Source organism: Pseudomonas sp. NGC7, from assembly GCF_047159675.1.
Lineage (GTDB): Bacteria > Pseudomonadota > Gammaproteobacteria > Pseudomonadales > Pseudomonadaceae > Aquipseudomonas > Aquipseudomonas kermanshahensis.
Window position 1 is genome coordinate 5,724,484 of sequence record NZ_BAAFZY010000001.1, and the last position, 24,039, is coordinate 5,748,522.

General features: G+C 63.5%; 19 protein-coding genes and 1 riboswitch. Of the genes, 10 read left to right on the forward strand and 9 right to left on the reverse strand.

The window, feature by feature from the left end:
* The first annotated feature begins 64 nt into the window (after positions 1-64).
* Positions 65-1,216 carry a murein transglycosylase A gene (locus ACMCNM_RS25600; RefSeq protein ID WP_186677271.1) on the forward strand — a complete coding sequence of 384 codons (1,152 nt, stop codon included), beginning with the start codon at positions 65-67 and terminating at the stop codon, positions 1,214-1,216.
* A gap of 113 nt (positions 1,217-1,329) precedes the next feature.
* On the opposite strand, the gene ACMCNM_RS25605 is transcribed toward ACMCNM_RS25600, so the two are convergent.
* Together ACMCNM_RS25605 and ACMCNM_RS25610 are read right to left on the reverse strand one after the other, a co-directional pair.
* Positions 1,330-1,716 (reverse strand): MAPEG family protein, encoded by a 387-nt coding sequence (locus tag ACMCNM_RS25605; protein WP_186702422.1) that lies wholly within the window; start codon positions 1,714-1,716, stop codon positions 1,330-1,332.
* Between the two features lie 28 nt (positions 1,717-1,744).
* Positions 1,745-2,578, reverse strand: a complete 834-nt coding sequence (locus tag ACMCNM_RS25610; protein ID WP_412765653.1) for an EamA family transporter — start codon at positions 2,576-2,578, stop codon at positions 1,745-1,747.
* Between the two features lie 261 nt (positions 2,579-2,839).
* On the opposite strand from ACMCNM_RS25610, the gene ACMCNM_RS25615 reads away from it, so the two are divergent.
* Positions 2,840-4,075, forward strand: coding sequence for a cation:proton antiporter (locus ACMCNM_RS25615; RefSeq protein WP_027592454.1), 1,236 nt, complete (start codon positions 2,840-2,842; stop codon positions 4,073-4,075).
* A gap of 117 nt (positions 4,076-4,192) precedes the next feature.
* Here the strand turns inward: ACMCNM_RS25615 and ACMCNM_RS25620 are convergent, their stop codons facing one another.
* Complete coding sequence (locus ACMCNM_RS25620) at positions 4,193-4,594, reverse strand: acyl-CoA thioesterase (protein ID WP_027592453.1); 402 nt, start codon at positions 4,592-4,594, stop codon at positions 4,193-4,195.
* A gap of 179 nt (positions 4,595-4,773) precedes the next feature.
* Positions 4,774-4,870, forward strand: a riboswitch (S-adenosyl-L-homocysteine riboswitch).
* 20 nt (positions 4,871-4,890) lie between these two features.
* Between ACMCNM_RS25620 and ahcY the strand changes: the two genes are divergently transcribed.
* From ahcY to ACMCNM_RS25645, 5 genes are all read left to right on the forward strand, one after another.
* Positions 4,891-6,300 carry an adenosylhomocysteinase gene (gene ahcY / locus ACMCNM_RS25625; RefSeq protein WP_027592452.1) on the forward strand — a complete coding sequence of 470 codons (1,410 nt, stop codon included), beginning with the start codon at positions 4,891-4,893 and terminating at the stop codon, positions 6,298-6,300.
* A gap of 137 nt (positions 6,301-6,437) precedes the next feature.
* Positions 6,438-7,283 carry a methylenetetrahydrofolate reductase [NAD(P)H] gene (gene metF / locus ACMCNM_RS25630; RefSeq protein WP_027592451.1) on the forward strand — a complete coding sequence of 282 codons (846 nt, stop codon included), beginning with the start codon at positions 6,438-6,440 and terminating at the stop codon, positions 7,281-7,283.
* A gap of 93 nt (positions 7,284-7,376) precedes the next feature.
* Positions 7,377-8,453 (forward strand): hypothetical protein, encoded by a 1,077-nt coding sequence (locus tag ACMCNM_RS25635; protein WP_412765654.1) that lies wholly within the window; start codon positions 7,377-7,379, stop codon positions 8,451-8,453.
* A gap of 52 nt (positions 8,454-8,505) precedes the next feature.
* Positions 8,506-9,294, forward strand: coding sequence for a substrate-binding periplasmic protein (locus ACMCNM_RS25640; protein WP_412765655.1), 789 nt, complete (start codon positions 8,506-8,508; stop codon positions 9,292-9,294).
* Positions 9,295-9,512: 218 nt separating this feature from the next.
* Positions 9,513-11,396, forward strand: a complete 1,884-nt coding sequence (locus ACMCNM_RS25645) for a DEAD/DEAH box helicase (protein ID WP_186677267.1) — start codon at positions 9,513-9,515, stop codon at positions 11,394-11,396.
* A 138-nt stretch (positions 11,397-11,534) separates the two neighbouring features.
* Here ACMCNM_RS25645 and ACMCNM_RS25650 read toward each other — a convergent pair whose 3' ends face one another.
* The 3 genes from ACMCNM_RS25650 to ACMCNM_RS25660 all read right to left on the reverse strand — a co-directional run bounded on the left by ACMCNM_RS25650 (position 11,535) and on the right by ACMCNM_RS25660 (position 14,806).
* Positions 11,535-12,113 carry a YceI family protein gene (locus tag ACMCNM_RS25650; RefSeq protein ID WP_027592446.1) on the reverse strand — a complete coding sequence of 193 codons (579 nt, stop codon included), beginning with the start codon at positions 12,111-12,113 and terminating at the stop codon, positions 11,535-11,537.
* A gap of 31 nt (positions 12,114-12,144) precedes the next feature.
* Positions 12,145-12,696 carry a cytochrome b gene (locus tag ACMCNM_RS25655; RefSeq protein WP_099430628.1) on the reverse strand — a complete coding sequence of 184 codons (552 nt, stop codon included), beginning with the start codon at positions 12,694-12,696 and terminating at the stop codon, positions 12,145-12,147.
* Between the two features lie 223 nt (positions 12,697-12,919).
* Positions 12,920-14,806, reverse strand: coding sequence for a flavin monoamine oxidase family protein (locus ACMCNM_RS25660; RefSeq protein WP_265968820.1), 1,887 nt, complete (start codon positions 14,804-14,806; stop codon positions 12,920-12,922).
* A gap of 209 nt (positions 14,807-15,015) precedes the next feature.
* Here ACMCNM_RS25660 and ACMCNM_RS25665 point away from each other — a divergent pair, with 209 nt between their 5' ends.
* The 3 genes from ACMCNM_RS25665 (at position 15,016) to ACMCNM_RS25675 (ending at position 17,842) form a co-directional block, all read left to right on the forward strand.
* The gene (locus tag ACMCNM_RS25665) at positions 15,016-15,507 is read left to right on the forward strand and encodes a hypothetical protein (protein ID WP_412765656.1); all 492 of its coding nucleotides are present in this window, start codon (positions 15,016-15,018) and stop codon (positions 15,505-15,507) included.
* Positions 15,508-15,586: 79 nt separating this feature from the next.
* On the forward strand, positions 15,587-16,993 hold the full coding sequence (locus ACMCNM_RS25670; RefSeq protein ID WP_027592442.1) for an adenosylmethionine--8-amino-7-oxononanoate transaminase: 1,407 nt from the start codon (positions 15,587-15,589) through the stop codon (positions 16,991-16,993).
* Between the two features lie 129 nt (positions 16,994-17,122).
* The gene (locus ACMCNM_RS25675; protein ID WP_027592441.1) at positions 17,123-17,842 is read left to right on the forward strand and encodes a 16S rRNA (uracil(1498)-N(3))-methyltransferase; all 720 of its coding nucleotides are present in this window, start codon (positions 17,123-17,125) and stop codon (positions 17,840-17,842) included.
* Between the two features lie 8 nt (positions 17,843-17,850).
* Here the strand turns inward: ACMCNM_RS25675 and trhA are convergent, their stop codons facing one another.
* The 3 genes from trhA to ACMCNM_RS25690 all read right to left on the reverse strand — a co-directional run bounded on the left by trhA (position 17,851) and on the right by ACMCNM_RS25690 (position 24,037).
* On the reverse strand, positions 17,851-18,468 hold the full coding sequence (gene trhA, locus ACMCNM_RS25680; RefSeq protein WP_099455547.1) for a PAQR family membrane homeostasis protein TrhA: 618 nt from the start codon (positions 18,466-18,468) through the stop codon (positions 17,851-17,853).
* Positions 18,469-18,627: 159 nt separating this feature from the next.
* On the reverse strand, positions 18,628-19,101 hold the full coding sequence (locus ACMCNM_RS25685) for a chemotaxis protein CheW (RefSeq protein WP_099455548.1): 474 nt from the start codon (positions 19,099-19,101) through the stop codon (positions 18,628-18,630).
* Positions 19,094-24,037, reverse strand: coding sequence for an Hpt domain-containing protein (locus tag ACMCNM_RS25690; RefSeq protein WP_412765657.1), 4,944 nt, complete (start codon positions 24,035-24,037; stop codon positions 19,094-19,096). The genes ACMCNM_RS25685 and ACMCNM_RS25690 overlap by 8 nt, the downstream gene beginning before the upstream one ends.
* Between the last annotated feature and the right edge of the window lie 2 nt (positions 24,038-24,039).

Sequence of the window (24,039 nt, forward strand, 5' to 3'; positions counted from 1 at the left end):
AAGACCAATAGCCACATAAAACACAAGGGCGAATCTTCATGTTCGCCCTGACAGGAATCCCCCTATGAAATTCGCCCTGCGCCACCTGGCCTGGACACTCCCGGCACTGGCCCTGCTGGCCGGCTGCAACGGCGGCGAGAACGCCAAACCTGAGCCCCATGCCATTGCCACCTATGCCAGTGCCACCTGGCAGGACCTGCCCAGCGTCAGCGACACCGACCTGGTGGCCGGCTTCCACGCGTGGCGCAATGGCTGTGAAAAACTCAAGCGCGACGCCGTCTGGGCCACCACCTGCGAGGCCGCTGCCAGCGTGCCGGACGATGCACTGCAAATACGCGCCTTCCTGCAGCAAAACCTGCAGGTCTATGGCTTGCGCTCGGCCGAGAACAACGCCAACGGCCTGATCACTGGCTACTACGAGCCGGTCTACCCGGGCAGCCTGAAACCGACCGAAACCAACCACGTAGCGGTGTACGGCGTGCCCGACGACATGATCGTGGTCGACCTCGCCAGTGTGTACCCAGAGCTCAAGGGCAAGCGCCTGCGCGGGCGACTGGATGGCCGGGTGCTCAAGCCTTACGACACAGCCGAAGTCATCAACCGTGAGGGCGTAAAAGCCCCGGTGCTGGCCTGGCTGACCGACCCGATGGACTTGCAGTTCCTGCAGATACAGGGTTCGGGCCGGGTACAACTGGAAGATGGCCGCCAGCTGCGCCTGGGCTACGCCGACCAAAATGGCCACCCCTACCGGCCGATCGGGCGTTGGCTGGTGGAACAGGGCCAGTTGAAGAAGGAAGACGTGAGCATGGGCAGCATTCATGCCTGGGCCCAGGCCAACCCGCAGCGGGTACCAGAGCTGCTGGCCAGCAACCCCAGCTACGTGTTTTTCAGCACCCGCCCCGACAGTAACGAAGGCCCGCGCGGCTCGCTCAACGTGCCACTGACGGCCGGCTACAGCGTGGCGATCGACCGCAAGGTGATTCCGTTGGGCAGCCTGCTGTGGTTATCCACTACGCGCCCGGATGGTACCCCGGTGGTGCGGCCGGTAGGCGCTCAGGATACCGGGGGTGCGATTGCCGGTGAGGTACGTGCAGACCTGTTCTGGGGGACCGGGCCAGAAGCCGGTGAGCTGGCCGGGAACATGAAGCAGCAAGGGCAGATCTGGATGCTGTGGCCTAAAGGCAAACCGCTGCCTGAAGTACCGAAAGTGCCTTGATCGGGGCTGGGCTCTTCGCGGGGCAAGCCCGCTCCCACAGTAATCGTGCAAACCCTGAATAATGCACGATCCCCTGTGGGAGCGGGTTTACCCGCGAAGAGGGCAACTCGGTTTCAGACGGAAACCACGAAAAACGCCACGATCAACGCCAACCCAGCAAACCACACCACTGACCGCAATGCCGCCCAGTCCGCCAGGTAGCAGATGATGTAGAGCAACCGACTGGTGATGTACATCACGCCCAGCACGTCCTGCGTCACCTGCTCGGCATTGCCGACGATATCTGCCACCAGCACGGCCGCCGCAAACGCGGGAAACGCTTCGTAGCTATTCTGCTGCGCCGCATGGGCTCGGCGTGGCAGGCCCGATAGCGTGTCCAGGAAGGCACGCGGATCGTGATTGTCCTTGAGGCCGAAGCGGCCACTGCTCACTTTGGCGATCAATGCGCAAAGCGGTGGCAATATCAGGGCAATCAGGATGCACCACAGGGCAACGGTCATGGACAGCACTCCTTGTTCAATCGAAAGGTTAGAGCTTCATTACCAGCATGCCTGCCAGCACCAGCCCGCAAGCTAGGAGTCTTGGCCCGCCAAAAGGTTCTTTGAGGTAGCGCATACCCAACAGCACCACCAGGATCACGCTCAGTTCCCGCAGCGCCGCCGCCTCGGCCACCGACCCCAGGTGCATGGCCCACAGCACCAGGGCATAACTGAACAGCACGCAAAGCCCTACGGCCAACCCCAGCCGCCATTGGGTTCGCCAGAACAGCACAAACGGTGCCCGGCGCGCCACACTGGCCAGCAGCGGGAAAGGCCAGGCACTGAGCAAGGTCAGCCATACCAGGTAGTCCCAAGGCTTGCCCCACAGCCGCACCGCCTGGCCGTCGAACCAGGTGTAGCAACCGATGCACAGGCCAATCAGCGCCACCACGGGCAACATCGACCAAGGCAGCCGATCACCACCGCCCCCCTGCCACAGCAGGCACGCCATGCCACACGGAATGAGCAGGATGCCGATGATCTGCTGCTGGCTCAGCGATTCCCCGGCAAAGGCCAGGGTCAAGCCCAGCACCACCAGCGGCGACAACCCGCGCATCAGAGGATAGACCAGCCCCAGGTCGCCAACCCGATAGGCCTGGATCAGCAGATAGCGGTACAACTGTTCGGCCAGCGCCGAGGCGACCAACCAGGGCCAGATGTCGGCGGGAGGCACCTCGACAAAGGCCACGGCCAGCACGGCAAAAGCCAAGGCGACCGTGTCCATGCTGGCAATCACCAACAAGCGTTCGCCGCTGAATTTGATCAGGGTGTTCCAGGTCGCATGCAGGAGGGCGGCGACCAGTACCAGGGAAGTTGCCAACACGCCTTCAAGTCCTTGTGACGTTATTGAGGCACGAATATATCGTCTTCAGTCTGGTGTGCGTATGTCGGAAGATGTTCAGCGCTTACGAAATCGGGCGCCGCGCGGGCGGCGCATCTAAAAACCATCGCACAACTCAAGCCCTACACATGAACGATTCCAACAATTCCGGTCAAAGGTGTGCCCCGAAGCCCTCGCCAGGTCATCAAAGAACTGCCCGAGTCATTCGGGTACGACTTGGAAGCCACTGTTACAGGATTTGGGATGCTTGAATTAGTTGCCGCGTTTATCTGCCTCACCACCCTTCTCACCTACGTCAACTACCGCTTCATCGGCCTGCCACCCGCCATTGGCGTGATGGTCACGGCACTGCTGTTCTCGTTGATGCTGCAAGGGCTTAGCCTGATTGGCTTCCCTGGCCTCGAAGAGCGCGTCGAAGGCCTGATGAACCAGATCGACTTCAACGATTTGCTGATGCACTGGATGCTGGCATTCCTGCTGTTCGCCGGCGCCTTGCACGTCAACCTCTCAGACCTGCGTAGCTATCGCTGGCCGATCGGCCTGCTGGCGACCATCGGCGTACTCATCGCCACCGTGGTGATCGGCTACCTGTCGCACTGGGTGTTCGCGATGTTTGGCTGGCAGGTTCCGCTGATCTACTGCCTGCTGTTCGGCGCGCTGATCTCGCCCACCGACCCGATTGCCGTGCTCGGCGCATTGCGGACCGCCAATGCCTCCAAGCCGCTGAAAACCACCATCGTCGGCGAATCGCTGTTCAACGACGGCACCGCGGTCGTGGTGTTCACCGTGCTGCTGGGCATCATCCAGCTCGGCGAAACCCCCAGTGCCTATGACACGGCGGTACTGTTCGCCCGCGAGGCCATTGGCGGCGTGGTGTTCGGCGGCGTGATCGGCTACGCCACCTACCGCATGATCAAGAGCGTCGAGCAGTACCAGGTCGAGGTCATGCTGACCTTGGCGCTGGTCATCGGTGGCTCGGCAATGTGCTACGAACTGCACGTTTCTGCACCGATCGCCATGGTGGTCGCCGGCCTGATCATCGGCAACATGGGGCGCAACCTGGCGATGAACGACATGACCCGTCGCTACATGGACGGTTTCTGGGAGTTGATCGATGACATGCTCAACGCCTTGCTGTTCGCGCTGATCGGCCTTGAGCTTCTGCTGCTGCCGTTCAACTGGATGCACCTGGCGGCCGGCGGTGTGCTGGCACTGGCGGTCCTGCTGTCGCGGCTGCTTACCGTGGCCCCGGCAATCTTGCTGCTGCGCCGCTGGCGGAGTGTGCCGAAAGGCACCGTGCGGGTACTGACCTGGGGCGGCCTGCGCGGCGGCGTGTCGGTAGCGCTGGCACTGTCGCTGCCGCTGGGTGAGGAACGTGACCTGCTGCTGTCGATCACCTACATCGTGGTGCTGTCGTCGATCCTGGTGCAGGGGCTGAGCATCGGGCGGGTGGTGCGCAAGGTTAGCGCCCAGCCCTGAGATTGCCGGGGCCGCTTTGCGGCCCATCGCGACACAAGGCCGCTCCTACACGGGATTCGCATTCTCCTGTAGGAGCGGCCTTGTGTCGCGATGGGCTGCAAGGCAGCCCCAAAATATCTACTCGACTGCCGAGTCCGGGAACTGGTCCTGGACGTATTTGATCTCGGTGCGCCCGTGAGCCGCGGGCATGCCATCTTCGCCGAGGTTGACGAACACCATCTTGTCGACGGTCAGGATGCTCTTGCGGGTGATCTTGTTGCGCACTTCGCACTTGAGGGTAATCGAAGTGCGGCCGAATTCAGTGGCGGTGATGCCCAGTTCGATGATGTCGCCCTGGCGTGAGGCACTGACGAAGTTGATCTCCGACATGTACTTGGTCACCACACGCTGGTTGCCCAACTGGACGATGGCGTAAATCGCCGCTTCTTCGTCGATCCAGCGCAACAGGCTGCCACCGAACAGGGTGCCATTGGGGTTGAGGTCTTCGGGTTTTACCCATTTGCGGGTGTGAAAGTTCATCGGTACTCCTAACCTGCTTGGCTAACGTGCATTCATGATGGCAGAGCGGCCGTCGCCGCTCCATTGAACATCGACTATCGTCTCGATTAATCGACAGAAAACCTTGGGCGAAGGTCCCTGTCGCGGCTATAATCCTGCCGCTTCACTTGGCCACCCGCAGCGGCGGCCATGCCCGCCACCTGTCCGAGGGGCGCTGCAGCAGGCTAGGCCTGTCAGGCTCGGATGGGGCGTTGTCCGCTCCTGCGGACGCTCAACGCACAACGGCGCCCATTCGCACACTACGAATGGAGGCTCTCATGAGCGCTGTAAACACGCCTGCTGGTTTTACCGATTTCAAAGTCGCTGACATCTCCCTGGCTGCCTGGGGCCGTCGCGAAACCATCATCGCCGAATCGGAAATGCCTGCACTGATGGGCCTGCGTCGCAAGTACCTCGCCGAGCAACCGCTCAAGGGTGCGAAGATTCTGGGCTGCATCCACATGACCATTCAGACTGCCGTGCTGATCGAAACCCTGGTTGCCCTGGGTGCCGAAGTGCGCTGGTCGTCCTGCAACATCTTCTCCACCCAGGACCAGGCCGCTGCCTCCATCGCTGCCGCCGGTATCCCGGTGTTCGCCTGGAAAGGCGAAACCGAGGAAGAGTACGAGTGGTGCCTGGAGCAGACCATCCTCAAGGATGGCCAGCCATGGGACGCCAACATGATCCTCGACGACGGCGGCGACCTGACCGAACTGCTGCACAAGAAGTACCCAGCTGTTCTGGACCGCGTCCACGGTGTCACCGAAGAGACCACCACCGGCGTGCACCGCCTGCTGGACATGCTGGCCAAGGGCGAGCTGAAAGTCCCGGCGATCAACGTCAACGACTCGGTCACCAAGAGCAAGAACGACAACAAGTACGGCTGCCGTCACAGCCTGAACGACGCCATCAAGCGTGGCACCGACCACCTGCTGTCGGGCAAGCAAGCCCTGGTGATCGGCTACGGTGACGTGGGCAAGGGCTCGGCCCAGTCCCTGCGTCAGGAAGGCATGATCGTCAAGGTCACCGAAGTTGACCCGATCTGCGCCATGCAAGCCTGCATGGACGGCTTCGAGCTGGTCTCGCCGTTCATCGATGGCATCAACAACGGCACCGAGGCCAGCATCGACAAAGCGCTGCTGGGCAAGATCGACCTGATCGTCACCACCACCGGTAACGTCAACGTCTGCGACGCCAACATGCTCAAGGCCCTGAAGAAGCGTGCCGTAGTCTGCAACATCGGCCACTTCGACAACGAGATCGACACCGCCTTCATGCGCAAGAACTGGGCCTGGGAAGAGGTCAAGCCGCAGGTGCACAAGATCCACCGCACCGGCGCTGGCAGCTTCGACCCGCAAAATGACGACTACCTGATCCTGCTGGCCGAAGGCCGTCTGGTGAACCTGGGCAACGCCACCGGTCACCCAAGCCGCATCATGGACGGTTCGTTCGCCAACCAGGTGCTGGCACAGATCTTCCTGTTCGAGCAGAAGTACGCCGACCTGTCGGCCGAGAAGAAAGCCGAACGCCTGACCGTTGAAGTGCTGCCCAAGAAGCTCGACGAAGAAGTGGCCCTGGAAATGGTCCGCGGCTTCGGCGGCGTGGTCACCCAGCTGACCCAGCAGCAAGCCGACTACATCGGCGTGACTGTCGAAGGCCCGTTCAAGCCACACGCGTACCGCTACTAAGCGGCAAGCGCCCGGCGGCATGCCCGCGGGCGCTTGTAGTCGTTTAATCTTGATCGATGCCCAAGCCAGGCCGGCCCCCACCGCCCTGGCTTTTACTTGCAGCGTGCGGCTCATGGCCTGCAGCTGAGGAAACAGAGATGTCACAAGAACGCCGCTACAGTTTCGAATTCTTCCCGACCAAGACCGATGCCGGTCACGAAAAGCTGATGGGCGTTGCCCGCCAGCTAGCCACCTACAACCCCGATTTCTTCTCCTGCACCTACGGTGCGGGCGGCTCTACCCGCGACCGCACACTCAACACCGTGCTGCAGCTGGAGAGCGAAGTGAAAGTACCTGCCGCACCGCACCTGTCGTGCGTCGGCGACACCAAAGAAGAGTTGCGCGCCCTGCTTGCCGAGTACAAGGCTGCTGGCATCAAGCGCATCGTCGCCTTGCGTGGCGACCTGCCTTCCGGCATGGGCATGGCCAGCGGCGAGCTGCGCTACGCCAGCGACCTGGTCGAATTCATCCGCCAGGAAACCGGTGATCACTTCCACCTGGAAGTGGCGGCCTACCCCGAGATGCACCCCCAGGCCCGCAACTTCGAGATCGACCTGGCCAACTTCGTGCACAAGGTCAAGGCCGGTGCCGACAGCGCCATCACCCAGTACTTCTTCAACGCCGACAGCTATTTCTACTTTGTCGAGCGTGCGCAGAAACTGGGCGTCGATATCCCAGTAGTGCCCGGCATCATGCCAATCACCAACTACAGCAAGCTGGCCCGGTTCTCCGACGCCTGCGGCGCCGAGATCCCGCGCTGGATCCGCAAGCAGCTGGAAGCCTATGGCGACGACACCGCCAGCATCCAGGCCTTCGGCGAAGAAGTGATCACCCGCATGTGTGAACAACTGCTGCAAGGCGGCGCACCGGGCCTGCACTTCTATACCTTGAACCAGGCCGAAGCGAGCCTGGCGATCTGGAACAACCTGAAGCTGCCTCGCTGAAACTTTTTGGCAATATCTGATTAAGAAATGATTAAGGCTTTGGTCATAGACTAAGGCCTTATTTATTTTCGGGTTAAACAGGTCTTGCCTGACATGCAGCATCCCCAGCCATCGCGCCCTCAGCTCGTCTACTTGGCTTTCGGCCCGGCCACCTACCACCAGGAAGCCTGCTTCAGCATCGTCAGTGCCCTTGCCCACCTGGACGTGTCGGCAGGCGAGGCGCTGGATATTCAGGTCTATACCGACAACCCGGCGCCCTATGCCAAGCTGCCGGTCACGCTGCACCTGCTCGACGACGCCACGCGCGCGGCGTGGAATGCCCCGCATGGTTATCACTTTCGCAGCAAGCATGTGCTGCTGCGCCAGGTGCTGACGCAGCATGCAATGGCGGTGCTGATCGATACCGACACCTTCTTCCGTCAGTCACCGATGCGGCTGTTCCAGCGGGTCGCGCCTGGCTATCTGCTGTGCAACGCCATCGGCGGGCGCTACGGCGCCAACCAGAAATGCCTGCTGTACAAGAACCTGCTGTCCGTCCTCCAGGCCCAAGGCCTGGCCGATTGCCAGATGCCGCTGATCAACTCGGGCGTGATCGGGCTCACCGCCGAAGACGCGCAGGCACTGGACCACTCCATCGCCATGATGGACCAGTTCTACCCACTGGCCCGCGAGGCCTACACCCTCGAAGAGTTCTGCCTGGCCGTGGCGGCCTACCGCAAACTGCAGCTGGCCGAGTGCACCGACGTCATCCACCACTACTGGAGCCGCAAGGCCCAGTTCCGCGCCAAGATCCAGGCCTGGCTGCGCAAACATGGCGATGCGCCGCTGTGTGAAGCCGCGCTGGCCGATGTTGCGCGGGTCAATGATCAACTGCCGCGGCCGCCGACCCTGCATCGGCTGGGCTACAAGGCGTTGAGCCTGACCCTGCCCAGCCACGAGCGGCAATTTGCCCGCGAATTACTGTATGGCAGCTACCCCTACCCTAACGAGTTCGACCGGGCCTGTGCATCGGCCTGGTGGGACAAAGCCCTGGAGAACTTCAATGCGCGCAACGGCCGCATCGAACCCGAACAGCTGCGCCAGTGCCTGCGCCACCCGGGCCTGCGCCTGTCGCTCGGGGAACAGCGCAAGGCTATCGAAGCGCACCTGCTCAAGCCGGCACAGGCCTGAACAGCCGCCGCTTCACTGGCCTTGAGCAGGCCGAGCGCGTAATCTGCGGCCCATGCTCGCCACCACCCGCCTGTTCTGGATCCTGCTGCTCGCCTGCCTGAGCCCGTTGGCCCTGGCCGAACGCCTGCGCCTGGTGTCCGACGACTGGGCACCGTATGTGTACCAGCAAGACGGCCAACCCCGGGGCATCGACTACGAAGTGACCACCCAGGTATTCAGGCGCCTGGGGGTAGAAGTGGAATGGCAGTTCCTGCCCTGGAAGCGCTGCCTGGCGATGATCGAGCAAGGGCTGGCCGACGGGATTGTGGATATCTTTCAGTTCGACACGCGCAAGCCCTATCTGGTCTACCCAGCGGAGCCCATGTCGGATGTAGAGTTCGTGCTGTTTCAGGCCCGCCCCCGCCGCCATGCCGTCAATGGGCTGGACGACCTTGCGGGGCTGACCGTCGGCACATCGCCCGGCTACACCTACGGCGCCGCATTCAACGATTCGCCGCGTTTTCGCCGCGAAGCAGCCCCTACCCATGAAGCCAACTTCGGCAAACTGCTGCGGGGGCGTATCGATTTGCTGATTACCGACCGCAGGGTCGGGCGCTACCTGATGCGCCAGCTGGGCCTTGAACAACGCATCGAAGAGCTGCCCTGGGTGGTCAGCCGACAGGCGCAATACCTGGGGCTGACCCGCAAACCCGGGCGAGAAGCACTGGCCCAGGCGTTCTCCGAAGAGTTGCAACGCTTCAAGCAGGAACCCGCCTACGCTGCCATCAGCCACCGCTACATAGGCGACATCGGAAACATTCTCAACGCCGTTGAGCAGCAGGAAAGCAGCACGTCGCGATAGCTCTGTTATACTCGGGCCTTCCCGCCAGGCTTACGCCCGGACGCTCGGCCTAGCAACAGGCATCCCGATCGGCAACGACGCACCATCGCGTCAGCCCTCCGCTTCCTGGATGTGCAGTGAAAGCCAAGCTGGACCGGACGCGATCGCATCTCACCGATGCCCGTCGCGCCAGGCAGAACATCCCAACGGGCCCAGCCCACACGAGAACAGGATTGCCCATGTCCTTTGCTTCCCTCGGTCTCTCCGAGGCTCTTGTCCGCGCTATCGAGGCTGCGGGCTATACCCAGCCGACTCCGGTGCAACAGCGGGCTGTTCCCGCCGTGTTGCAAGGCCGTGATCTGATGGTCGCTGCCCAGACAGGTACTGGTAAAACCGGCGGTTTCGCCTTGCCGATCCTCGAGCGCCTGTTCCCGGGTGGCCACCCTGACAAATCGCAGCGCCATGGCCCGCGCCAGCCGCGCGTACTGGTCCTGACTCCGACCCGCGAACTGGCCGCCCAGGTGCATGACAGCTTCAAGGTCTATGCCCGTGATCTGCCGCTGGTCAGCGCCTGTATCTTCGGCGGTGTCGGCATGAACCCACAAATCCAGGCCATCGCCAAAGGTGTCGATGTACTGGTCGCGTGCCCTGGCCGCCTGCTCGACCTGGCTGGCCAAGGCAAGGTCGACCTGGCCCACGTCGAAATCCTGGTTCTCGACGAAGCCGACCGCATGCTCGACATGGGCTTCATCCATGACGTGAAGAAGGTCCTTGCCCGCCTGCCGGCCAAACGCCAGAACCTGCTGTTCTCGGCCACCTTCTCCAAGGACATCACCGACCTGGCCGACAAGCTCCTGCATAACCCGGAGCGCATCGAGGTCACCCCACCGAACACCACGGTCGAGCGCATCGAGCAGCGCATCTACCGCCTGCCCGCCAGCCACAAGCGTGCGCTGCTGGCACACCTGATCACCCAGGGTGCCTGGGAACAGGTGCTGGTCTTCACCCGTACCAAGCATGGCGCCAACCGCCTGGCCGAGTACCTGGAAAAGCACGGCCTGACCGCCGCCGCGATCCACGGTAACAAGAGCCAGAACGCCCGCACCAAAGCCCTGGCCGACTTCAAGGCCAACGCGGTACGTGTACTGGTTGCCACCGACATCGCCGCCCGCGGCCTGGACATCGACCAGTTGCCCCACGTGGTCAACTTCGAGCTGCCCAATGTCGAGGAGGACTACGTCCACCGCATTGGCCGTACGGGCCGTGCCGGCCGTTCGGGTGAGGCCATTTCCCTGGTCGCACCTGATGAAGAGAAGCTGCTCAAGAGCATCGAGCGGGTCACCAAGCAGAAGATTGCTGACGGCGACCTGATGGGCTTCGACGCAAGCCAGGTCGAGGCCGAGAAGCCGGAAGTGCGCGAACGCCCGCAAAACGCCGGCCGTGGCGGTCGCAACCAGCCACGCGGCGAAGGCGGCAAAGACGCCAACGGCGGCCGCAAAGACAAAGGCAAGGACAAGGGCAAGACCCGGCAGCACGCTGCCGAGAAGCCTGCCGAGAAGGAAAAGGCGGGCGACAAGCCGCAACAGCGCAAGCCGCGTGACAACAAGCCACGCCAGCAGCAAGCCAGCCAGAACAGCACACCGAAAGCACCGGCCGACCGTGCCCCGGACGAGTTCCTGGATGACGAAGTCGACAACTTTGGCAACCGCGCTGACTACGTCAGCCCGTACCAGGGCAAGAACCAGGGGCGTAACCGCCGTCCTGGCGGTGGCACTGGCGCAGGTCAAAGCCAGGGCCAAGGTGCGGCTCCACGCAATAACAACGGCGGCCAACCTCGCACGGGTGGCCAGCCACGCAGCGCCAGCGGCGAGAAACGCCCACCGCGCAATAACGCAGGCGGTGGTGCACGCCGTGACAACAACGGCGGTGGTCGCGGTCGCCCGGCGCGCGATGATGCTGCGCGTCAGGAACCTGCAGTCCGCAGCTCGCGTGAGCCGCAGAACCAGCCAGTGATCATCCGCAAGGAATCCAAACTCGATCGTTACCCAACGCCTGAGCAACTGGACGATCTGCCAAGCCGCCCACGCGGCGAGCGACCTGCGCTGCTGACGCGCAATCGCTGATTGTAAAAAACTGGGGCCGCTGCGCGGCCCTTTCGCAACACAAGGCCGCTCCTACAGAAGAATGCGTTTCTCTGTAGCAGCGGCCTTGTGTCGCGAAAGGGCTGCGTAGCGGCCCCAGCGGTTTCAGCTATAACGCAATTACTTCTGCTTCACGCCTTCAAGGCTGATATCCAGGTCCAGAGTCTGCGAAGTCGCGCCTGGGCCTTTGATGCCGAAGTCGTTCAGGTTCAGCGTGGTGGTGGCGTTGAAGCCAGCACGTTCGCCGCCCCATGGGTCTTTGCCTTCACCGTTGAAGGTGGCCTTGAAGGTGACCGGTTTGGTCACGCCGTGCAGGGTCAGGTCACCGGTCACGTCGGCAGTCTTCTCACCGGTCGATTTGACGGCAGTCGACACGAACTTGGCGTCCGGGTACTTCTTCACGTCCAGGAAGTCTTTGCTGGCGATGTGCTTGTCACGCTCGGCGTGGTTCGACCACAGGCTGGCAGTCTTCAGGTCGACGTTGATCTTGCTCGCTTCAGGCTTGGCGCTGTCCCAGCTGAAGTTGCCGTCGAAGTCCTTGAAGGTACCGTGAATGAAGCTGTAGCCCAGGTGGCTGATCTTCCAGTCGACGAACGCATGCTGGCCTTCCTTGTCGATCTTGTAGTCAGCGGCCATGGCCTGGCCAGCGGAGAACAGTGCAGTACCGAGCGCCAGAGCGGCAAAAGTCTTTTTCAACATCCTTTCTATTCCTTGCAATTGAGGTTGAGAGTCAAGCTTTGCGGCCCAGCATACGGATCAGGGTCGCGTCACGGTCTATGAAGTGGTGTTTCAGTGCTGCCAGGCCATGCAGCACGGCAAAAATCACCAGGCCCCAGGCTAGCCAGAGGTGGATCACCCCAGCCAGGTCCGCCTGATCGGGCAGGTCGCTGACCAGAGCCGGTACTTCGAACAAGCCGAATACCGGAATACCGACACCGTCGGCGGTGGAGATCAAGTAACCGGCGATCATCACCGCGAACAGCCCCACATACAGTGCCAGATGGCCCAGCTTGGCGGCCACGCGGGTGAGTGCCCCGTGGTTGGCCGGTGCCGGCGGTGGCGGGCTGATGAAACGCCAGAGTACGCGCAGCAGCATCACTGCCAGCAGCACCAGGCCGATGCTCTTGTGCAGGTCAGGGCCCGACTTGCGCCAAGGGTCGTAGTAATCCAGGCCGACCATCCACAGCCCCAGGCCAAACAGGCCGAAGACTGCCAGCGCGACACCCCAGTGCAGGATGATGCTGACCACGCCGTAGCGAGAAGGTGAATTGCGCAGTTGCATGTTGGCGTGTTTCCCCGTGAAAGCTGTGCACAGACTAACGCGTAACGTATCGAATAAAAGCGGAAAAAATTGCTTCGGATTATCGAGAAATCCGATGGATATTGTGAAAGCTTCCTATTAAGGAAACATTAACGATAGTCGGTGAGTTCAAGGTTGCCAGTGCCGGCCTCTTCGCAGCACAACGCTGCGCCTACAGGAGGAAGAGGCCGGCACTGTCGATCAGTCAACCCGCCTTGGCCTGGGTATTGGCCACTGGCTTCTTCGCGGGCTCTGATTTGACCGTGGCCTTTTTCGCTTCGACAGGCTTGTGCGCCTGTTTTGCCGCCGGCTTGTGGGCCGGGGCATGCTTGGCAGGCGCGGTTTTGGTCGCGGCAGGCTTGGCAGCAGCAGGTTTTACCGCGGCTTCCTTGGCCACAGGCGCCGGTGCAACCGGTTCTGGAGCGGCCTGTGGCGCCGGTGCCGGGGCCACTTCGTCGGCCTTGGCAATCGGCTGGGCTTTCACCTCAGGCTTGTCAGCCCCACCAAACAGGCGCTTGAAGAAACCTGGCTTGTCCTGCTTGGCCTCTTCTTTCACCGGCTCGGCCTTGGCAGGGGCTTTTTCCACCTTGTCGCCCTTTTCAGCCTTGTCGGAAGCACCACCGAACAGGTTGGAGAAGAACCCACCCTTGTCTTTGGCCGCCGCGGCGCCTGCTGCTGCTGCCGCGACCGGTACGGCTTTGGCCGGGTCGAACGACTTGCCGGCCAGCAGGTCCTGCACCTGGCCCGCCGCGCGTTGACCGCTGCGCAGGGCGCCTTCCAAGGTGCCTGGGTAGAGGGCGTCAGTGTGCTCACCGGCGAAGCTGATGCGCTGCACCGGGCGCTCCCACAGGCGCCAGTATTTGCTGATCTGCCCTGGGCCGTAGGCCAGGTAGGCGCCACCGGTGCCAGCGTCAGTGCTGTAGCGTTTGACTTCGTAGCCGGTGAACGAACCGCGGGCCTGTGGATAAAACGCATGCAGGCGGATAAGTACCTGGTCGACCATCTGCTTGTCGCCAAATGCCTGCAGCAGGCGGGCGTTGTCGCCGGACAGGTTGATCACCACGTTGGCGCCGCCCTTCAGCGCCGGTTCGATCCACAGCATGCCCAAGCCTGCGTTACTGAAGATTTCGCCGGACATACGGGCACGGCTTTCCCACACCGGCTTGTTGAACTTGAGCATCAGCTGGTCGCGCCAGCCATAGTTGGTGCCCTTGAGCGCGGCCAGGTGCTGGCTGTCCAGGCCCGGGGTCATCTGGATCTTGGCCAAGGCGCGCAGCGGCACGGCCATGACCAGGTAATCGGCCTGGTAGCCCACGCTACCAACCTTGACGGTGACGCCGTCCTTGTCCTGCACGATGGCAGTGACCGGCGAGCTGGTCTTGATGGTCTTCAGCTGCTTGACGAACGCCTGGGCCAACACCGGGCTGCCACCGGGCAGGCGCGCGGCACGCAGATCGCGGTCGCTGACACCACGGTAAACGCGGTTCTGCTGAGCGAAATACAGTAGCGACAGGCGCGACGGCTCATCGTAACGGCTACGGATCTGCTGGTTGACCAGCTGACGCGCGGTGGCCGGCAGTTGCAGCTTGTCGAGCCAGGAAGACACGTTGATCTGATCGAGGGCGAACAGCGTGCTGGTCGCCTGCGGGTTCAGCGGGTCGTCGATCGAACGGGCCAGGTCGTCGAGGGTTTTCTCGTAGCGCTTGAGCGCCTCGGCAGTGGCGGGCTGCTTGGTGGCAAGGTCCGTCGCACTGAAGTACTCACCGTCGATCAGGTAGCCCGGCGTACGCACGAACTCTGGCGCCGGCAGTGTTTCAAGTTTGAAACGGTCGAGGTACTGGTTGAGTACCGGCTGTGCCTTGGCGTTGCCGATCCACTCACTGGTGGCCAGGCCCGAGCGACCGCCCATGCCCGACTTGGCCTCCAGCAGCGTCACCTGCCAGCCCTTGCTCTGCAGTTCATAGGCGGCAGTGAGGCCCGCAAGGCCCCCACCCACCACGATAGCCGTAGGTGTTTTGTCCTTTGCCAGCGCGGCACCGCTGGACACACCAATCAATACCAACGCGCACAGGCGCACCCAAGCAGCAGCCATGTCGGCGAACTCCGAGTCAGACGTTACAGAAAAATAGGGAGGCAGGAATGCCCCGAGGCGATGCGTTAAGAATACGTCAGCTCTGCCAACCCTGCCAGCACGGCGACATCAAGTCCTTTTGGCAACTGACATTTTTGCCAGTAGCGGTGTCATAGGCATGCAGGCGATGCTGGCGACAATGGCCAAAAGCCCGCCAGGAGGGCCTGCGCATGATCTTCGAGGAGCGTTTCAATCATGTCGAACGACAGTTTCTGTGGCACAAGCAGACACTTTGCACGGCATCTGGCCTGAGCATCCGCTCTAACAGCACGTCCTGGACAGGCTTTCACGAAGCGCTCAAGGGCGAAGACGGCACGGAGCTGGTGATTGGCGAACACAGCGATGTGGAGATCACCTTCTCCCAGGAGGTCGAGTGTTTACGGCTGGAATACTACGTAGTCAGCGACTTTCTCTGTGACGACCTGCACATGCTGTTTGATGCCAGGAACTACGACTACGATCTGGTCGCGCCAGCCTCCCGCAACTTCTACTGGCTCACCATCGAGGGCAGCGGCTTCACCGACCTTCTGCCAGGCCCCATCTCCACGCGTCCCTATCACCAGGTCATCGACGGCCCCTTCCGGCGCCTGACCATCTCCACCTCGCAGGCCGGCACGGTGCACATTCGCAAGCTCGAATGGACCGGTACCCGACGACATTGACCGCCAGCGGTTGTGGTGCCCTCCAGCTTTGCTTAGGCTTACGCGGTCCAAGCCAGCAGCAAAGCCAGGAGAAGTACCCATGGGCCTCAACGATCAGTGGATGCAACGTGACCTCAAGGTCCTGTGGCACCCCTGCACCCAGATGAAAGACCACGAGCAGTTGCCGCTGATCCCGATCAAGCGTGGTGAAGGGGTGTGGCTGGAGGACTTCGAAGGCAAGCGCTACCTGGACGCCGTGAGCAGTTGGTGGGTTAACGTGTTTGGCCATGCCAACCCGCGCATCAACCAGCGCATCAAGGACCAGGTGGACCAGCTGGAGCATGTGATCCTGGCCGGTTTCAGCCACCAGCCGGTGATCGAGCTGTCCGAGCGCCTGGTCGCCATGACCCCAGCCGGGCTGGACCGGGTGTTCTACGCCGACAACGGCTCATCCTGCATCGAAGTCGCGTTGAAGATGAGTTTCCATTACTGGCAGAACATCGGCAAACCCGAGAAGAAGCGCTTCGTCACCCTGACCAACAGCTACCACGGCGAAACCATTGCCGCGATGTCGGTGGGCGATGTGCCGCTGTTCACCGAAACCTACAAGGCGCTGCTGCTCGACACCATCAAGGTGCCCAGCCCCGATTGCTACCTGCGCCCTGAGGGCATGGGCTGGGAAGAACACTCGCGCAACCTGTTCCAGGCCATGGAGCAAACCCTGGCCGAGCACCACGCCACCATCAGTGCGGTGATCATCGAACCGTTGATCCAGGGCGCAGGCGGCATGCGCATGTACCACCCGGTTTACCTGAAACTGCTGCGCGAAGCGTGTGACCGCTACGGCGTGCACCTGATCCACGACGAAATCGCCGTGGGCTTCGGCCGCACCGGGACGATGTTCGCCTGCGAACAGGCCGGCATCCGCCCAGACTTCCTGTGCCTGTCCAAGGCACTGACCGGGGGCTACCTGCCGCTGGCCGCGTGCCTGACCACCGATACCGTGTACCAGGCCTTCTACGACGACTACCCGACCCTGCGCGCGTTCCTCCACTCGCACAGCTACACCGGCAACCCGCTGGCCTGCGCCGCAGCGCTGGCGACCCTGGATATCTTCGAACAGGACAACGTGATCGAGGCCAACAAGGCCTTGTCCGTGCGCATGGCCACGGCCACCGCGCACCTGGCCGACCATGCGCATGTCGCCGAAATCCGCCAGACCGGCATGGCCCTGGCCATCGAGATGGTCCAGGACAAGGCCGGCAAGGTCGCCTACCCCTGGCAGGAGCGCCGCGGCCTGAAGGTATTCGAGCACGCCCTGACCCGCGGCGCGCTGCTGCGCCCACTGGGCAGCGTGGTGTACTTCCTGCCGCCGTATGTGATCACGCCCGAGCAGATCGACTTCCTCGCCGAGGTGGCCAGCGAAGGCATCGACATCGCCACCCGCGATAGCGTAAGCGTTGCCGTACCGGCCAACTTCCACCCCGACTTCCGCGACCCGGGCTAGGCCCGAAAGCCCGCCGCCGACCCTGTGGGAGCGGGTTTACCCGCGAATGCGATGTTGCCCCCACCTTCGCATTCGCGGGTGAACCCGCTCCCACAGGGTCACATGATCCCTTTTCGTCCGAGCTGAACCATGAGACTGTCCCGCTTCTTCATCGACGCCCCCCTGAGCCTTGGCGAGCATGACCTGCCCGAAGCCCAGGCCCATTACATCGGCCGCGTGCTGCGCATGGCCCCCGGTGACGCCGTGCAGCTGTTCGACGGCAGCGGCCAGGAATACCGTGGCCAGTTGCTCGAAGTCGGCAAGAAAACCGTGCGCGTGACGCTGGACCAGGCCCTGGCTGGCCAGGCCGAATCGGCGCTGCACATCCACCTTGGCCAGGGCCTGTCCCGTGGCGAGCGTATGGATTGGGCCATTCAAAAGGCCACCGAACTGGGCGCCAATGAAATCACCCCGATCGTCAGCGAGCGCTGTGAAGTGCGCCTCAAGGACGAACGCGCCGACAAGCGCCTGGCCCACTGGCGCCAGGTGGCCATCAGTGCCTGTGAACAGTGCGGCCGGTCGAGCCTGCCCGTGATCCACCCGCCGGTGACACTGGCCGAATGGATCAAAACCACCGAAGCCGACCTGAAACTGGTCCTGCACCCGGTGGCCGAACCACTGACCAGCCACGAAACACCGTCACGCCTGGCCTTCCTGATCGGCCCAGAAGGCGGCCTGAACGACGCGGAAGTCGACCAGGCCAAAGCCGCCGGCTTCCACGCCGCGCGCCTCGGCCCACGCGTGCTGCGCACCGAAACCGCGCCTGTGGTGGCGCTGTCGGTGGCACAGCAGTTGTGGGGCGATTTTTAACCCTGCGCCTAAAGTACGTAGAACGACAGGGCGATGAAGTGCAGCAGGCTGCCGGCGATCACGAACAGGTGCCAGATGCCGTGCCAGTGGCGAAAGCGGCTGTCGAAGGCAAAGAAGATGATGCCCACCGTGTAGAACACCCCGCCGGCCGCCAACCAGGCGAAGCCGGCGGTACCGAGGCTGCGCAGCAGCGGGTTGACCGCCACCAGGACAATCCAGCCCATCACCGCATAGATGATGATCGACAGCACCCGCGCCTCGGAGCGGGGCTTGATCTCCTGCAGCATGCCGATCACCGCCAGCCCCCAGACCACCCCGAACAAACTCCAGCCCCAAGGCCCGCGCAAGCTGACCAGGCAGAACGGGGTATAGCTGCCGGCGATCAGCAGGTAGATCGACAGGTGATCGAGCTTGCGCATGATCACCTTCGCCCGCCCACGCGTGCTGTGGTAGAGGGTGGAAATGCTGTAGAGCAGCAGCAGTGTGCCGCCGTAGATGGAGAAACTGACGATCTTCCAAGGATCGCCCTGCAGGCCCGCGACGACGATCAGCCAGATGCCACCGATACAAGCCAGAATGGCGCCGACCAAATGGGTCCAGGCGTTGAAGCGTTCACCGTAATACATGCAAACACAGACCTCCTGTGAGGGGCTGGGTTCCTGAGACAATCAGCTTTGGCCTCTTCGCGGGGCAAGCCCGCTCCCACAGGTACAGCTTCTGCCCGGCATTATTCGATCCCTGTGGGAGCGGGCTCGCCCCGCGAAGAGGCCAGAGCAAACACCTTATTATCCAGAGTTAGGTTGCAGATCCGCGTCACGCACCAGCCGTTCCAAGGCTATCAGGTCCGGCACCCGCGCCACCTGCTCGCCCACCTGCACCGCCGCCAGCTCCAGGCTGCCCAGCGCCACATCCACATAATTGAGCTGGCTGTCGAGTTTGCACGACCGTGGGATGTCCTGCAGCAGCACCGCCAGGTAGCGCAGCCCGGTATCGCCCAGGGCATTGAGCACCACGATGCGCGCGCGCTCGCCACACGGGGTTTCGCCGCCGCATGCCGCCTCGAAGCCGATCAGTGGCAAACGCTGCTTGCGCCAGTCGATCCAGCCCAGGTGCCAGGCGGGCTCGCCACGCTGGCACACCAGGTTGCGCTGGCCGAACAGTTCGGCCACGGCGACATTGGGCAAGACCAAGGTACGGTCGCCCAAGGGCAACAACAGGCCGGTAAGGCTGCTGCGCTGGCCCGAGATCAGTTCAAGCATGGGCTTGGCTCCAGTGGGCGATGCTCTGCAGCAACACAGACTCCTGGTAAGGCTTGCCCAGGTATTCGTTGACACCAATGGCCATGGCCCGGTCGCGGTGCTTCTGCCCGGTGCGCGAGGTGATCATGATGATTGGCAAATCCTTCAGGCGCTCGTCACGGCGAATGCGCGTAGCCACCTCGAAACCGTCCATGCGGGGCATCTCGATGTCCAGCAGCAACACATCCGGCCGATGCTCTTCCAACTGCGCCATGGCATCGACCCCGTCCTTGGCAGTGAGTACGCTCATGCCATGACGCTCCAGCAGCCGGCTGGTGACCTTGCGTACGGTGACCGAATCGTCCACCACCATCACCAGCAGTGACCGGCGCGGCGCCGGGCCGAACAATTGCCGCTGGGCATCGCCGCCGCCCGGCAAGCGCGCCAGGCGCCGTTGCTGGCCACGCAACTGGCCCAGCAGGTCGAGAATCAACACGACGCGGCCGTCGCCCAACAAGGTCGCGCCCGACAACCCGGCGACCGCAGCGAATTGCGGGCCGAGGCTCTTCACCACGATTTCCCGGCTGGGTGAGAGGCTGTCAGCCTGGATGGCGAACGACTGTTCCTGAGAGTGCACCAGCAGCACCGGCAGCGGCACGCTTTGCCCAAGCAGGCTGGGCCGTGGCTGGCCTTGCAGCAATTCACCCAGGTAACGCAGGTCGTAGGTGTGGCCTGCGTAGACGTAACGCGGGGCATCCAGCTGGTAGCAGGCCGCAAGCTCCGCAGGCGGCACGCGGACAATGCCTTCGATGGTATTGAGTGGGATCGCGTATTGGTCTTCGCCCAGGTGCACCATCAGCGCACGGTTGATCGACACCGTGAACGGCAGGCGGATCAGAAAGCGTGCGCCCTTGCCCTGGGCCGACTCGATGGTCATCGAGCCCCCCAACTGCTTGACCTCTTCGTGCACCACGTCCATGCCCAGCCCACGCCCGGAAATCTGGGTGATCTTCTCGGCGGTGGAGAAACCGGGGCGCAGGATGAACTGCAAGACCTCGTGATCGCTCAAGTGCGCCTGCGGGTCCAGCAGGCCACGCTTGATCGCCTTGCGCCGCACGGCCTCCAAGGGTACGCCGGCGCCATCGTCGGTCATCTCGATGACGATGTCGGCGCCTTCGTGCAACAGGTTCAGGTGAATCGTGCCGTGCTCCGGCTTGCCGGCAGCCAGGCGCGCTTCGCGGCTTTCCAGGCCATGGTCGACGGCATTGCGCAGCATGTGCTCCAGGGGCGCCACCATGCGTTCGAGCACGCTGCGGTCCAGCTCACCTTCGGCATTGCCCACCACCAGTTCAACCTGCTTGCCCAGCTCGCTGGCCACCTGCCGCACCACGCGTTGCAAGCGCGGCACCAAGCGTTCGAAGGGCACCATCAGGGTCGCGGTAAGGCCTTCCTGCAACTGGCTGTTCACCCGCGCCTGCTGCTGCAACAGGCCGTAGGCTTCCTGAGCACGCTGGGCCAAGGTTTCCTTCAGGTCGAGCAGGTCGGAGGCCGACTCGAACAGGGCCCGCGACAGCTGCTGCAGCTGCGAGTGGCGGTCCATTTCAAGGGGGTCGAAATCGTCGTAGGCGTCGCTCTCGAACGGCTGCCGGCTGGAAATCCGCCCCTGGGTCTCGACATCCAGGCGCAGCAGCTGGTCACGCATGCGCTCCAGGGTGGTTTCCATTTCGTTGAGGGTGAACTGCGCGTCGTTGACCTGCTGCTCGATGCGGCCACGGATCACCGAATGCTCACCGGCCAGGTTGCCCAGGTCGTCGAGCAGTTCGGCATCGACCTTGACCATGTCGCCGGCTGCCCGCTCCGGCGCGGCAGCAGGCACTTCGAGGGCCGAAGCCTCGACAGCACCTTGGCCGGCCGCGCTGTCGGTCAGGGCCGCACTGCTGAAGTTGCGGATGTAGTCGATCAGCGCCGTGGCGGCATGCAGCGGCTGCCCCAGGCGCACCGCATCGAGCATGTGCGCCAGGCGGTCATGGCAATTTTGCAACAAAGCGAACAACGGCGGGCTCGGCGGCAGGCGGCCGGCAGCGAGCAGTTCGTAAAGAAATTCCAGCTCGTGGGCCAGGTCGCCGATGGCGGCGATCTCGACCATGCGGGCACCGCCTTTGAGGGTATGCAGGTCACGCAGCAGGTTATCCACCTCGACACTGCTGCGCGGGTCGGCCTGCCAGCGCGCCAGGGCCGCAGCGGCGCTTTCGACGATGTCCGAGCTTTCTTCCAGGAAGACTTCCAGCAGCTCCTTGTCGCCTGGGCTCTCAGGCTCTTCAGTCAACGGCTCGCTCTCTGGCGGCAGCGCCAGGTTGCGCGACGGCCCCAGGCCAAGGTCCATGTCGGGGTGCAACGGGGTGACCGTATCAATGCCCACAAGGCCCGTGGCCTCAGGTGCCAAGGCCTGCGCCAAGAGGCTGCGCAAGCTGTCGATCAGCGCCGGCCTGGGCGAAATCTCCTGCCCGGCGGCCACCTCGTCGAGCATGTCCAGCAGCGCTTCATGGCCTGCCTGCGCCTGGGCGAAAAAGCGTGCGTCGGCGGCCAGGCTGCCCTCTTCCACGGCACCATAGACGTCGAGCAGGGCCTCGCAGACGTCGTCCATCTGCCACAGGTCAGCCAGGTGCGCCGCGTGGCCCAGGCTGGTCAGCTCATCGAGCAGGGTGTCCAACGCCTGGCGCTGCCCCGGCTGCTCTTGCCAGCGCGACAGCAACGACTCGGCGTCGAGCAGAATGTCCATGGCCTGGGCCAAGAAACTGGCGGTCAATTGCGGGTCGCGCTTGTTGCGGCGCGCATGCTGCGGGTCTTCATGCAGGCTGGCCAGGCGCACATCCACCGCCTGGCCCACTTGTTCGATCAATTCGGCGGCACCCGGGATGGCCGCCAGCGGCGTGCTGTCCAGCTGTGCCAGGCCCAGGTGGAACAATGAACGCCCGGCCTCCAGCCATTCGATCTCCGCCACTTGCAGGGGCAACTGGTGGCCCTTGTACTCACGCGCCAGGCGGTCGAAGGCGGTGGCCAGCTCGGCGACTGGCATCACGCCCGCCATGGCGGCGCTGCCCTTGAGCGTGTGCAAGGCGCGTTGCAGGCTGTCGCTGACCGGCGTGTCGTGGCCGTCGGCGCCCTGCAAGAATGCCTCGAGGCTGGCCAGGTGGCCGTGCGCCTCGCTGCGGAAGATGTCCAGCAGGTGCGGATCGAGGCCATCCACCTCAGCAGCAGGTGGCGCATCGTTTTCGGCCAGGGCATGCAGATGCCCGGCCAGTTGCTCGATTTCGGTCAGCTGCGGTAACTGCCCGGCGGCAAAGTCGGCCAACAGGTCAGGCAGGTGGACGAACACTTGCTGCAAGGCGACCACCCCTTCCGGGGTGAGCACGCTTCGGCCTTCGAGCATTCGATTGAGCAGGTGCTCCGCGCCCCAGGCCAGCTCGGCCACCGCCTCGGCATGCACCATGCGCCCGCTGCCCTTGAGCGTATGCAGCGCACGGCGCACTTCCAGCAGTGCCTCGCGCTGCTGGTTGTCGGCTCGCCAGCGCAGCCAGTGGCGCTCGATTTCCGGCAGCAGTTCACCGGCCTCGTCGAGGAACACGTCGCGCAGCTCGTCGTCGATGCCATCGCCGTAGTCTTGTTGGCCGAAGCCGGTTTCGCTGACCGCGCAGACCACGCCCAGTGCCGCCAGGCTGGCGCGCGCCATTTCGATGAAGGGCTGAGCATCGGCAAGCGGGTCGGCCACCCGCCATTGCAGGTAGCATTCGGCTGCGCTCAGGGCATCGGCCAGGTGCGCCAGCTCATCGGCTGGCGGCTCTACGTCCAGGTGCTGCAACCAGCGTTGCACGTAGCTGGCGCAGCCGGCAAACACATCGGCAGGGCCCGGCAGCATCAGCATCGCCAGCGCCCCGCGCACTTGCTGCAGCAGCCCCGGCAGCGGCTGCAGGCGCTGCCGGGGCCAGTCGGACTCCAGGCAATCACCAATCAAGTCCTTGGCCTGCTGCAGTACGGCCAGCGACTCGCTCAGCACCAACTGGCGGATCTCGGTGAGGTCCGAGCCCGGCATCCCGCCCTGCCCGCTTTCTTCCAGCGGGCCGACCATGCCATTGAGGGTCGCCTCCACATACAACAGGGCGCCCGCCACATCCATCAAGACCGCGTCATCCACCGAGCCCTCGCCGGGGGCCAAGGCCTGCAGCGCCAGCACCTGGTCGATGATCACCCGCCGCGGCTGCTGGAAGCCCAGCACTGCCAGGGTGTCGGCGACATGGCGCAACGGTGCGAGCAGGGCTTCGGACTGTTCGCTGTGCTGGCGGTCGCCGCGCACGAACTGGTCCAGGCGTTCCTTGATGCGCATCAGGTCGTCGCACAGCGCGCTCACCACCGAGCGCAGGGCATCGCGGCCGGGCCCGGCCTGCATCTGTTCCCGCCAGTTGCCCAGCGACAGGTCAAGGTTGGCCAGGTCATCGGAGCCGGCAAAGCGCTGGGCAGTGCCACTGATGAGGCTGGCCTGGGCCAGGGGCTCCACGCCGCGGCAGGCACGCAGCTGGTTGAGCAACGGCAGCATCACCAAGGGCAGGTCGTGGCGCGCGCCGCGCAGCCGTTCCAGGTACGACGGCAGTTGCTCCAGGCCACGGAACAGCGCCCCCAGGCAGTCGCCGCGTGGGCTGACCTGGCCCTCGGCCAAGGCCCGGGCGAACAGCTCCAGCTCTTCAGCCAGGCGCGTCGCACCGCGCAACTCGAGCATGCGCAGGCAACCGTGTACCTGGTGCAGGTTGTCGACCACGAACGCCAGCATGGACAAATCGCCCGGCTCGCCAGCAAAGCGCTCCAGGGCCTGTCGCGCCTGGCCCAGGCAGTCGAGGATGGCGGCCTTGGTCCAGGCCAGCGCTACCGTTTCGTGGCGCTCGGGGCTTACAGCGGCAGAAGCCATGG

Excerpts from the sequence above, each read along its gene's own strand:
- ACMCNM_RS25600 (WP_186677271.1), top strand. The coding sequence starts at position 65 with ATGAAATTCGCCCTGCGCCACCTGGCCTGGACACTCCCGGCACTGGCC.
- ACMCNM_RS25605 (WP_186702422.1), bottom strand. The coding sequence starts at position 1,716 with ATGACCGTTGCCCTGTGGTGCATCCTGATTGCCCTGATATTGCCACCG.
- ACMCNM_RS25615 (WP_027592454.1), top strand. The coding sequence starts at position 2,840 with ATGCTTGAATTAGTTGCCGCGTTTATCTGCCTCACCACCCTTCTCACC.
- ACMCNM_RS25620 (WP_027592453.1), bottom strand. The coding sequence starts at position 4,594 with ATGAACTTTCACACCCGCAAATGGGTAAAACCCGAAGACCTCAACCCC.
- ahcY (WP_027592452.1), top strand. The coding sequence starts at position 4,891 with ATGAGCGCTGTAAACACGCCTGCTGGTTTTACCGATTTCAAAGTCGCT.
- metF (WP_027592451.1), top strand. The coding sequence starts at position 6,438 with ATGTCACAAGAACGCCGCTACAGTTTCGAATTCTTCCCGACCAAGACC.
- ACMCNM_RS25635 (WP_412765654.1), top strand. The coding sequence starts at position 7,377 with ATGCAGCATCCCCAGCCATCGCGCCCTCAGCTCGTCTACTTGGCTTTC.
- ACMCNM_RS25640 (WP_412765655.1), top strand. The coding sequence starts at position 8,506 with ATGCTCGCCACCACCCGCCTGTTCTGGATCCTGCTGCTCGCCTGCCTG.
- ACMCNM_RS25645 (WP_186677267.1), top strand. The coding sequence starts at position 9,513 with ATGTCCTTTGCTTCCCTCGGTCTCTCCGAGGCTCTTGTCCGCGCTATC.
- ACMCNM_RS25650 (WP_027592446.1), bottom strand. The coding sequence starts at position 12,113 with ATGTTGAAAAAGACTTTTGCCGCTCTGGCGCTCGGTACTGCACTGTTC.
- ACMCNM_RS25655 (WP_099430628.1), bottom strand. The coding sequence starts at position 12,696 with ATGCAACTGCGCAATTCACCTTCTCGCTACGGCGTGGTCAGCATCATC.
- ACMCNM_RS25660 (WP_265968820.1), bottom strand. The coding sequence starts at position 14,806 with ATGGCTGCTGCTTGGGTGCGCCTGTGCGCGTTGGTATTGATTGGTGTG.
- ACMCNM_RS25665 (WP_412765656.1), top strand. The coding sequence starts at position 15,016 with ATGATCTTCGAGGAGCGTTTCAATCATGTCGAACGACAGTTTCTGTGG.
- ACMCNM_RS25670 (WP_027592442.1), top strand. The coding sequence starts at position 15,587 with ATGGGCCTCAACGATCAGTGGATGCAACGTGACCTCAAGGTCCTGTGG.
- ACMCNM_RS25675 (WP_027592441.1), top strand. The coding sequence starts at position 17,123 with ATGAGACTGTCCCGCTTCTTCATCGACGCCCCCCTGAGCCTTGGCGAG.
- trhA (WP_099455547.1), bottom strand. The coding sequence starts at position 18,468 with ATGTATTACGGTGAACGCTTCAACGCCTGGACCCATTTGGTCGGCGCC.
- ACMCNM_RS25685 (WP_099455548.1), bottom strand. The coding sequence starts at position 19,101 with ATGCTTGAACTGATCTCGGGCCAGCGCAGCAGCCTTACCGGCCTGTTG.
- ACMCNM_RS25690 (WP_412765657.1), bottom strand. The coding sequence starts at position 24,037 with ATGGCTTCTGCCGCTGTAAGCCCCGAGCGCCACGAAACGGTAGCGCTG.